Annotated in this window: 9 protein-coding genes; 6 read left to right on the forward strand and 3 right to left on the reverse strand. The window is 39.4% G+C overall.

Going from position 1 to position 9,202, the window contains the following annotated elements; genetic code table 11:
* Nucleotides 1-156: 156 nt before the first annotated feature.
* Both HYI04_RS16260 and HYI04_RS16265 read right to left on the reverse strand, forming a co-directional pair.
* Nucleotides 157-753 (reverse strand): hypothetical protein, encoded by a 597-nt coding sequence (locus HYI04_RS16260; RefSeq protein ID WP_178896395.1) that lies wholly within the window; start codon nucleotides 751-753, stop codon nucleotides 157-159.
* Between the two features lie 89 nt (nucleotides 754-842).
* A complete protein-coding gene (locus tag HYI04_RS16265) occupies nucleotides 843-1,541 on the reverse strand; it encodes an exonuclease domain-containing protein (protein ID WP_159153844.1) in 699 nt (232 codons plus the stop codon).
* A gap of 490 nt (nucleotides 1,542-2,031) precedes the next feature.
* Here HYI04_RS16265 and HYI04_RS16270 point away from each other — a divergent pair, with 490 nt between their 5' ends.
* The 3 genes from HYI04_RS16270 to rnk all read left to right on the forward strand — a co-directional run bounded on the left by HYI04_RS16270 (nucleotide 2,032) and on the right by rnk (nucleotide 5,262).
* Nucleotides 2,032-3,276 (forward strand): alpha/beta fold hydrolase, encoded by a 1,245-nt coding sequence (locus tag HYI04_RS16270; protein ID WP_010327182.1) that lies wholly within the window; start codon nucleotides 2,032-2,034, stop codon nucleotides 3,274-3,276.
* A gap of 156 nt (nucleotides 3,277-3,432) precedes the next feature.
* Nucleotides 3,433-4,686, forward strand: a complete 1,254-nt coding sequence (glyA, locus tag HYI04_RS16275; RefSeq protein ID WP_004982454.1) for a serine hydroxymethyltransferase — start codon at nucleotides 3,433-3,435, stop codon at nucleotides 4,684-4,686.
* Nucleotides 4,687-4,857: 171 nt separating this feature from the next.
* Nucleotides 4,858-5,262 carry a nucleoside diphosphate kinase regulator gene (rnk, locus tag HYI04_RS16280; RefSeq protein ID WP_004696044.1) on the forward strand — a complete coding sequence of 135 codons (405 nt, stop codon included), beginning with the start codon at nucleotides 4,858-4,860 and terminating at the stop codon, nucleotides 5,260-5,262.
* Nucleotides 5,263-5,295: 33 nt separating this feature from the next.
* Here the strand turns inward: rnk and HYI04_RS16285 are convergent, their stop codons facing one another.
* Nucleotides 5,296-5,961 (reverse strand): hypothetical protein, encoded by a 666-nt coding sequence (locus tag HYI04_RS16285; RefSeq protein WP_062033636.1) that lies wholly within the window; start codon nucleotides 5,959-5,961, stop codon nucleotides 5,296-5,298.
* 161 nt (nucleotides 5,962-6,122) lie between these two features.
* Here HYI04_RS16285 and HYI04_RS16290 point away from each other — a divergent pair, with 161 nt between their 5' ends.
* The 3 genes from HYI04_RS16290 to HYI04_RS16300 are packed head-to-tail and all read left to right on the forward strand — an operon-like array spanning nucleotide 6,123 to nucleotide 9,024.
* On the forward strand, nucleotides 6,123-6,911 hold the full coding sequence (locus HYI04_RS16290; RefSeq protein ID WP_062033640.1) for a hypothetical protein: 789 nt from the start codon (nucleotides 6,123-6,125) through the stop codon (nucleotides 6,909-6,911).
* Nucleotides 6,912-6,930: 19 nt separating this feature from the next.
* Nucleotides 6,931-8,064 carry a toxic anion resistance protein gene (locus tag HYI04_RS16295; protein ID WP_159153843.1) on the forward strand — a complete coding sequence of 378 codons (1,134 nt, stop codon included), beginning with the start codon at nucleotides 6,931-6,933 and terminating at the stop codon, nucleotides 8,062-8,064.
* A 33-nt stretch (nucleotides 8,065-8,097) separates the two neighbouring features.
* The gene (locus HYI04_RS16300) at nucleotides 8,098-9,024 is read left to right on the forward strand and encodes a hypothetical protein (protein WP_010327178.1); all 927 of its coding nucleotides are present in this window, start codon (nucleotides 8,098-8,100) and stop codon (nucleotides 9,022-9,024) included.
* The last annotated feature ends 178 nt before the right edge of the window (nucleotides 9,025-9,202 follow it).

A 9,202-nucleotide genomic window follows, 5' to 3' on the forward strand; every position in this document is an offset into this window, starting at 1 on the left:
AGATTCATGCACGTGTGGCCGTATTAAATAAATTTACAGATTTAGGCCGACCTCACACCCAAGTTGCCACTTAAATTTAGATAACTTGGAAGAAGTTTAGCTTTTGAATGTTTGTGCAACAAAGCCGAAAAAGACTCAATTATTCGTTGAATTTATTTAAGCTGCTTGCAAAAGCAACAGTGAATGATTGATCTGTTGTAAGTGTTGGTTGAGTACTGTGGGTTCTATTCGACTTTCCTGTAACGTCGTAATCCATTGCATTTGGCAGCGTTTGAGACTGTGTAAGTCTGTCGCCGATTGAATTTGAAGAATGAGTTGTTTTGCCATTAAGCCACAATAACGTTGTAATAAGCTCATCATCAAATCGCGTGTTTCTTCAAAGCTATAAGCTTTAAGTGGTGGGGCTGGGCTTTGTGTAGGAGCGGGTGGTGTAGGAGTTTGCGCTGTACTGTCTAAATCTATTGGATTGACGCTATTTTGACTATTTTCTAGTAGTGAGGCAGGTGGTTGAGATTCGGATAGAGGCTCTATTGGGCTAGAGACGTGAGCTGTTTGTGTGGAATGAATTAAACCTAATTCAATTAATTGTCCGAGGATTTCAGGCGTTGCGATGCGTTGTTTGAACTGGTCAGCCAATTGTTCAAAATCTTCTGTACCAATTAAAACCAATAGTCGTCTTTGACGCGCATTGAGTGGGATATGACGTTGTTGTAAAGCATCTAAACCTAATGCTGTTTTTTGATAATGATTCATACCTTAATTTACTCCCCCGAACAAATAAATTAAGGCTGAACATACAGGGCGAAAATTACAACAATATTAAGAATTTATGACAATACATTTTAGAGCGTTTTAATGCTCGTATTTTCTAACGCTTTACGTAAGTACGGATCGAGTTCATCCTGACGCATTAACCACTGAATATAGTCAGCAGGGAGTTCGGCAATCGCTGTGCCGCGATGCTTACCAAAATTAATGACACGTGGAATACGAGCATCTTCAGAGACAGCAAATAATTGCTCCATGCTGTTTATTTTTAATTGATGAACCACATGCATTAAAATATTGGCCGTTAAAATAATATCCATATCGGCACGATGAGCCTTTTTAATCATTTCACGGGCTTTTTCACTGCCTTTTGAAATCATATAAATGAGTGCCGAAATATTGTGGGCTTCAGCATCAGGCCAGACCAAACGTGCAAGGGCGAGTGTACAAATCGCTTTAATATGAGAAGTATCGACACCACATTTTTCGATAGCACGAATATCATAATCAATATTATGACCAATGATGTACTGCGTTTCGGTAGGTAGTTTAAAGGTCGTATAGTGAGGCTTCCCAACGAGGTCTGACTCTAAAATATGATGCACAGCCATCGCTGCGAATGAGATCGGTTCATCGACGGTATAGAGCTGATCAAATACTTGGCTTTTGTCTAGGCTTAATTTGCCATTTGCAATTTCAATCGGTGCATATGCAATCTCAATGGGTTGACCATTTAGATTATGGGTTTCTGTGTCGAGAATAATGGCTTGCATGTGCATATCCGAAAATTAAAAGCTGAATAAATTTATCATTTCCAAGACTATCAAGACAGCCTATGACTGCCAGATTTGTGGTTTATTCGCTGATTTTGTGCGGTGATGTTGTTTAAATCATCTGGTGAAGCTAGGTGATTAGAGATCAGGCTTTATTAAGCAAGGGAAAAGTTGGAAGCTACTTGTCGATTTATTTAGGCAGGTTGAAAGGAAAATGATTGCTTAAAATTAAAATAATTCTTTGGGATTCAGTTCAAACAAAGACTAGAGAAGAGCTCACTGCCTGAATTCAGTTGTGGGATCAGGATTTATTTTAAATTCCAATGACCAGTTTTTATAACAATGGTGAGTGTGCATTTGCAGACAATGTTCACTTTGTATCATTCTCGTAACTGGTCTTGCCATGCGTCATTTTGAGGCGTAAATCATTAATGTATTCAAGTGATTTGAATCGTTACAACAAGAAAAAATGTCATTAAGGAATTTTAAGATGAAAAAACATATATTGGCCGTGTTCGTCAGTAGTTCTATGCTTGTTTTAACAGCCTGTGGAGGAGGGGATGGCGATTCAACTTCTGTTGGTGTAGATGATGGGATTCCTAAAAATAATATTGTTAATCCAGTCGTAACTACGCCAACAGCTTATACGGCTACAGATATGTCAGCTACGGCTGGTGAAAGTGTAGTCATGACTTATAAGATGCTGGGTCAGGACAATAAAGAAACTCGCGCAACGGCATTGCTTTTTACCCCTAAAACAGTAGCTCCCGCGAAAGGTTGGCCGATTGTGGTGTGGGCACATGGTACTACTGGTGTTGCTGATATTTGCGCGCCAAGTAAATCTTCTATGGATCCCGATGTAAAATCGATGATTAATGAGTTACTTAGCGCGGGATATGTTGTTGTTGCTCCCGATTACGAAGGACTGGGAGAGCCAAGTGGTACAGAAGCCCATCCTTATCTTAATTTAAAAAGTGAAGCTTTTTCGATTACAGATGCAGTAGTTGCAACACGTGACTACTTAACCAAGCAAGGTAAATCGGTTTCAAAAAACTGGGTGACGGTTGGGCATTCACAGGGCGGTCATGCTGCTTTAGGTGCTGGTGAATATCAAAGTCGCGCGCAGTTAGATTATAAAGGGACAGTTGCGATTGCACCTGCGTCTAATTTAAAAACGATCTTTCAAGTGGGGGCTGCAAGTGTTGCAAATCTGCCAGCAACTCAACAGGTTGCTACTTATACTTCACTGAATACCTATGCTGCACTCATCACTGCAGGTATGCAAAATCCACCCAATATAACTTTGTACGGGCAAGTGTTTGAGTCTGAAGCAGCCCGTATTGCACGAACAGCTGAATCGGCATGTTCAGGGACTGTTTCTGTAAATTACTATACGGAAATGTGGGCTTTAGCGACTGGCTATAACACATTAAATGGATATTACCCAAAAACAGGATTTCTAGATTTGCCAGTCATAAAAAACTTTTTAGATAACACATCTCAGCCTTTGAAGGTCAAACAAACAGCGCCAATTATTATTTATCAAGGCACCAATGACACGACTGTTCCAAGAGCGATTACGAATATTTTATATGCTGGAGCTTCTCAAGCTGGAAACAATATTCGTTATGTGACTGATGACAGTGAAACGACGAAATGGACCCATACTACATCGTTTAGTGAAAATATCGATGATATTGTTGATGATGTCAAAACTCTCATGCCAATTCAGTAATTTGCTTTGACCCAACTCGTTCATGGAGTTCTGCTTCATGAGCGATTTTTTATTTAAAACTGCGTAAAGTTCGTTCTCGAAATTTATAAACTTCATGCTACAATACGCGCCAATCTTAGCACGGCTTAAAAGCCCTAATTTCATAGGACCTCGCTAATGTTTGCCAATATCTCAATTGCTGAATTTGATCCAGAAATCGCGCAAGCAATCACAAATGAAGATGCTCGCCAAGAAGCGCACATCGAACTGATTGCTTCTGAAAACTATTGCTCTCCAGCAGTAATGGAAGCGCAAGGTTCAAAACTTACAAACAAATATGCTGAAGGCTACCCAGGCAAACGCTACTACGGCGGTTGTGAATATGTAGACGTGATTGAACAATTAGCGATTGACCGTGCTAAAGAGCTTTTCGGTGCAGATTACGCAAACGTTCAACCACATGCAGGTTCACAAGCAAACTCTGCTGTTTACTTAGCTCTTCTTAACCCAGGCGACACTGTTTTGGGTATGAGTTTGGCTCACGGTGGTCACTTGACTCACGGTGCTAAAGTAAGTTTTTCTGGTAAAACATATAACGCAATTCAGTACGGTTTAAACCCTGAAACTGGCGAAATTGATTACGAAGAAGTTGAGCGTTTAGCAGTTGAGCACAAGCCACGTATGATCGTAGCTGGTTTCTCTGCTTATAGCCAAATTGTAGATTGGCAGCGTTTCCGTGACATCGCGGATAAAGTTGGCGCTTACCTATTTGTAGATATGGCTCACGTTGCTGGTCTAGTTGCTGCTGGTGTTTACCCAAGCCCAGTTCAGATTGCTGACGTAACAACAACCACTACACACAAAACACTTCGTGGCCCACGTTCAGGTTTAATCCTTGCGAAAGCAAACGAAGAAATTGAGAAAAAATTACAATCAGCTGTATTCCCTGGTAACCAAGGTGGTCCATTGGTTCATGCGGTAGCGGCTAAAGCAATTTGCTTTAAAGAAGCAATGGCTCCTGAATACAAAGTTTACCAACAACAAGTGGTGAAGAACGCTCAAGCAATGGCTGAAGTTCTCATTGCTCGTGGTTATGACATCGTTTCTGGTGGTACAGAAAACCACTTGTTCTTGTTATCTCTTATTAAGCAAGATGTAACAGGTAAAGAAGCAGATGCATGGTTAGGTGCAGCTCACATTACTGTGAACAAAAATGCTGTGCCAAATGACCCACGCTCACCATTTGTGACTTCTGGTATCCGTATTGGTACACCGGCTGTGACGACTCGTGGTTTCGGCGAAGCTGAAGTACGTGAACTTGCTGGCTGGATCGCTGATATCCTAGACAGCAAAGGTGATGAAGCTGTGATTAACGCTGTTAAAGCGAAAGTTGAAGCTGTTTGTGCGAAATTTCCTGTTTACGCAAACTAAGTTCTGACTTGAGAAAGCCCCCTCAAGGGGGCTTTTTTTTATAGCATTAAAAAATCAAAATCAGTTGAGATGTAATTTAGACTGCATTTCTGATATAACAGAAGTTATAGGCTAATAAATTATTTTTAATAAGAATTTTATTCATACCGTATTCAAATAGGAATGCAGCACATGGCAAACCCAGCAATTATCATTTCTGAGCAGGATCTTCATCGTTTAGAAACGATGTTAGAACATCAGCCTAAACTTACACCGACCATGCAGTTGCTTGAAGAAGAATTGGCACGCGCCGATGTTGTTGCTCCACAAGATATGCCTGCCAATGTGGTAACGATGAATGCAAAAGTTTTACTGACCATTGCGCCATCTACAGAAGCATCTGAAATTACCTTGGTTTATCCGCATGATTTTAAAGGCGAGAAGGGACAGGTCAATGTTGTAGCCCCAATTGGCGCAGCAATTCTGGGCTTAGCAGAAGGTCAAGAAATTGAATGGCCGCAGCCAGATGGTCAAATGATGAAAGTCAAAATTGAAAAAGTGGTTTATCAACCTGAGCGTGAAGGCGATTATTTATAATATTGAAACACCCCCATTTTAAAGCCATGTTGATCATGGCTTTTTTATGACTTTGAATATGTACTTTCTATAATGAAAGACAGTAATGCAAAAGAAAACAATAAAATAGAGTGCTGATTGATTGCGATTTTTTATTTCATTTAGATAGAGTTGTTTATATTGCTGATAGGCTTGTTCATAGCCGAAAATCTTTTTCCCATTCACATTTAATGCATACAAAATATCCTGATGGCTTTTTAGATAAGTGATGGGTTGCCCTGTCCAAGCGGTAATATCTAAAGGGACCTGCATTGCATCGAAAAGCCATTGGCAAGTATGAAAATAGCGAATAGGCAAATTCATTTTTTTCATTGGATTTTTCGGGCCTGTGTCAGAGGAGGTCTTAAGTGGTGCGTCTGGCCAACGATCACACCAAACTGTTTGAATTCGACCTTGGTTTTGGCTAAAGATACCGACCAAAAAGTGCGTTTTCCCCAAGCTGTTTAAGTTATAGGGTGCTTGATTTTTTTGATAAAGTTGGACGGCTGTTTCATTATCTAGCAGTGTGCCACTCACTTGTTGTAATTGGCTTGGATCATGCTCTAAAAATGTTTCGTGAATGTGTTTTGCTTTATAGTGTGCACCAACACTGATAAGTAAGGTTAATGCAATGCAGAAACCTAAACTATAACGAATGATGTGCTGAAGGCGAATGATCATAATTTTGAATAGATATAATTTTGTTGGAAACAGAAGCGATGATTAGCCAGATCAAGATAAACGGTTTTCACAGCATTTTTGCAAAAATCTACATGTTATTTGACATAAAAGCTGTACTATAAAAATGATTTTATTCAATTTCTTTATTGGGTTAAAGCACTATGGCACAAATTGACGTTCTTGTTCCTTTAAGGAATATACCAGTCAATTCAGATGAACTTTTAAGTATCCAGCGTAATGATTTGGTTCCGTTGCTGAACGATCAATATCGTCTCAATCATTATGCAGATAGTGTCATTCAAGCACAGTCTGTGCTGTTAAATGGAGTAGACCCGCAGCTCACTTTACAGTTGAGTCAGACCATTGAGCAACTGATACAGTCACTGGCTGACTCAAAAAAATACTTGAAGAAGCGCAAATTTAATGGGCTGCAAAAGTGGCTGGGAATTGATATTGAATATGGTTCAACCCAAGTTGAATACTATAAAAAACTGGATCAGTTGTTGGATCGAGCCAATCATCTCAGCCAAAAATTACAAATTGAAATTCAAAAGTCACAGGCGCGTTATCAGCAGTTAACAGGCTTACGTGAGCAAATGGCCAAATATGTATCTGCGGCTGAAGCATTTTTAATGGAATATCCTAAATTTGTGAAGAATGCACATCCTTTAGATAATTTTGAAGAACGTTTATCCAAGAAAATAAACAGCTTGCAGACTTTGCAAAGCAGTAATGATATTGCTATTACGCAAATGCAGTTGTCACAGCAGCTTTCATTGAGTTTGTTAGACCGATATAAAGAGGCTCAGCAGGTTTTGATCCCAGCATGGCAATATCATGTCAAACAATCGCAGCAATCAAGCTCGACAATTGAACTGGAAAAGCTCGATAATAGCCGTGAAAAATTGATTCGTACCTTAAAAAAATCACTACAGAAACCAACACTTTAAGAAATAGATTAGGTGAATTATGACCAACTCAGAACAAAACAGTCTTGTGGTAGAGCCAACCACCGAAGCGATTGAACATAAGTTTCAACAGTTAAATTTGCAAGAAATTGGCTTGCAACAAGATGACTTCAATGCGGTCTTGGCAGCACGGAAAGAGTTGGCAGAAATCAACCATAACGCCGTGGCGGAGTATGGTAAAAATATTGCGACACAAACCTCTGGATATACAGATGAGTTGCTTAATTTGGTTCAAAATAAAGATTTAGATGAAACAGGGCAAAAGCTGAATCAGGTGGTACAAGTCGCACAACAGCTCAATACCTCAAGTATCTTAAATAAAAAGAAAAATTCAGGTTTCTTCGGTGGCTTGATGAGCAAAATTAAAGGCGCAAAGAATAATATTGATATGCACTTTAATACCACCAAAGAACAGATTGATACTTTAGTGAAAGAAATTGAAAAATCGCAGTCTGGTTTAAAAGCACGCGTCGATACACTCGATCGGATGTTTCATGGTGTGCAAAGTGAATATAAACAGCTCGGTGTGTATATCGCAGCGGGTAAGTTGAAACAAGATGAAATTCAGCAGGAAATCTCAACACTGACTGCACAGGCGCAAGATCAAACCACGACACAGAGAGTTTACGATCTCAATCATTTAGCCAATAATTTGGAAAAACGCGTGAGTGATTTGCAGGTTTTACAACAATCAGCCATGCAAACACTACCGATGATTCGTATTATTCAGTCTAATAATTTGATGTTGGTCGATAAGTTTTATGCGATTAAAAACATTACATTGCCTGCATGGAAAAATCAAATTAGTTTGGCGATTTCTTTAAATGAGCAGAAGAATAGTGTGCAGTTGGCCAATACCATTGACGATGCGACCAATGACTTGTTGAAGCGCAATGCTGATTTGTTACATCAAAACTCAGTAGATACAGCAAAAGCCAATCAACGTTCAGTGATTGATATTGAGACGCTTGAACATGTACAAAACACCCTCATTAAAACAGTAAATGATGTGATTCAAATACAAAAAGAAGGGATGCAGAAACGTGCTGAAGCAACCACACGTTTGCGTAGTTTGCAGGACAATTTGAATCAACTGGTTTTAGACTCAAGTTCTAATCGTACGACACCATCTTAATGCCAAGGTGGGTGGTCGATAGAGGAGAAGTATTTGCCTTCCTTAGATGAGTATGTTGTTCAGCCTCAGCACATTGAACAAGGCGTGGTTGCACTCAAACAACGTCAACGTAAACTGAGTTTATGGTGTATGTTGAGTGCCGCCTTGTTTATTGCCTCCAGCATTAGCTATTTTCTACAACCTGATTTTGTCTATAGCTTTTTTGGACTGAGCGCTGAAATACAGCAACTACATATGCCCATGAGTGTCGATGCAAATTTAGCATCACTTGGACAACAGCCAGATTATTTTCTGAATTTGCTGTCATGGTTTGGTTGGCTTGTAGTCAAGATTATGGTGTCTTTTATTGGAGCATTCATACTGGTGCACTATGCACGGAAAATTCATTTTTTCTATGTACGTTTTCAATCTTTTATACTGAAGTTTGTGGCATGGCTGATTGCCTTTATTCTGCTTTGGTCAGGGCTGACTTATGTGCAATATGATTTAAAAGATGATGAAAGCGAGGCTTTTCAGCAAATCGTACACTACGATAAAAATATTCAGCAAAGTGAAATAGCGCAGTATTTGCAGCAGTCTCAAATTCAAATGCCCGTAAAACATTATTTGCTTGCGCAGACGGCATTGTTACATCAACCTGTCGATAAAAATGCAGCCATTCCGCATGTGCTTGCTCTGGTCCAAGCAGAAAAAAACGATTCACATTTTATTGAATATGGGTTTAAGCCTGAACAGTTATGGACGATGCAGCATCAACTCTATGGCAAAACACTCACACCGATGGCTGCAAGTGTAGAAAAACAAGTTCAGCAAGCAGCGCAGTTCACTAAGGTCATGCAATTCTTCTCGCTTATCTTGATGCTACTGATGGCAGTGCTGAGTCTTGTGTTGTTTGGTCTGACGCGTCAGTTAAAAGCCAGAACTTTAAGAATTGAACAGCGGATGCAGAGTGAATCCTAAGCTTTGACTTCATTTAAAGTCCTGCGTTTAATGGGACTTTTTATGATGAATATCTTTAAATCTATAAAACCGATTATTAAAATAAAAACAAACTGTTTTATCTATTTTTAGATTTACTCTATGATTCTTCTATCAAATAATTTTACAGACTGCTTTGGAGAGCTTAACAATGTTAGAT

Source organism: Acinetobacter sp. SwsAc2 (genome assembly GCF_013391465.1).
Classification (GTDB): Bacteria; Pseudomonadota; Gammaproteobacteria; order Pseudomonadales; family Moraxellaceae; genus Acinetobacter; species Acinetobacter johnsonii.

Coding starts and splice junctions, on each gene's coding strand:
- HYI04_RS16290 (WP_062033640.1), top strand. CDS start 6,123: ATGGCACAAATTGACGTTCTTGTTCCTTTAAGGAATATACCAGTCAAT.
- glyA (WP_004982454.1), top strand. CDS start 3,433: ATGTTTGCCAATATCTCAATTGCTGAATTTGATCCAGAAATCGCGCAA.
- HYI04_RS16285 (WP_062033636.1), bottom strand. CDS start 5,961: ATGATCATTCGCCTTCAGCACATCATTCGTTATAGTTTAGGTTTCTGC.
- rnk (WP_004696044.1), top strand. CDS start 4,858: ATGGCAAACCCAGCAATTATCATTTCTGAGCAGGATCTTCATCGTTTA.
- HYI04_RS16270 (WP_010327182.1), top strand. CDS start 2,032: ATGAAAAAACATATATTGGCCGTGTTCGTCAGTAGTTCTATGCTTGTT.
- HYI04_RS16265 (WP_159153844.1), bottom strand. CDS start 1,541: ATGCAAGCCATTATTCTCGACACAGAAACCCATAATCTAAATGGTCAA.
- HYI04_RS16295 (WP_159153843.1), top strand. CDS start 6,931: ATGACCAACTCAGAACAAAACAGTCTTGTGGTAGAGCCAACCACCGAA.
- HYI04_RS16260 (WP_178896395.1), bottom strand. CDS start 753: ATGAATCATTATCAAAAAACAGCATTAGGTTTAGATGCTTTACAACAA.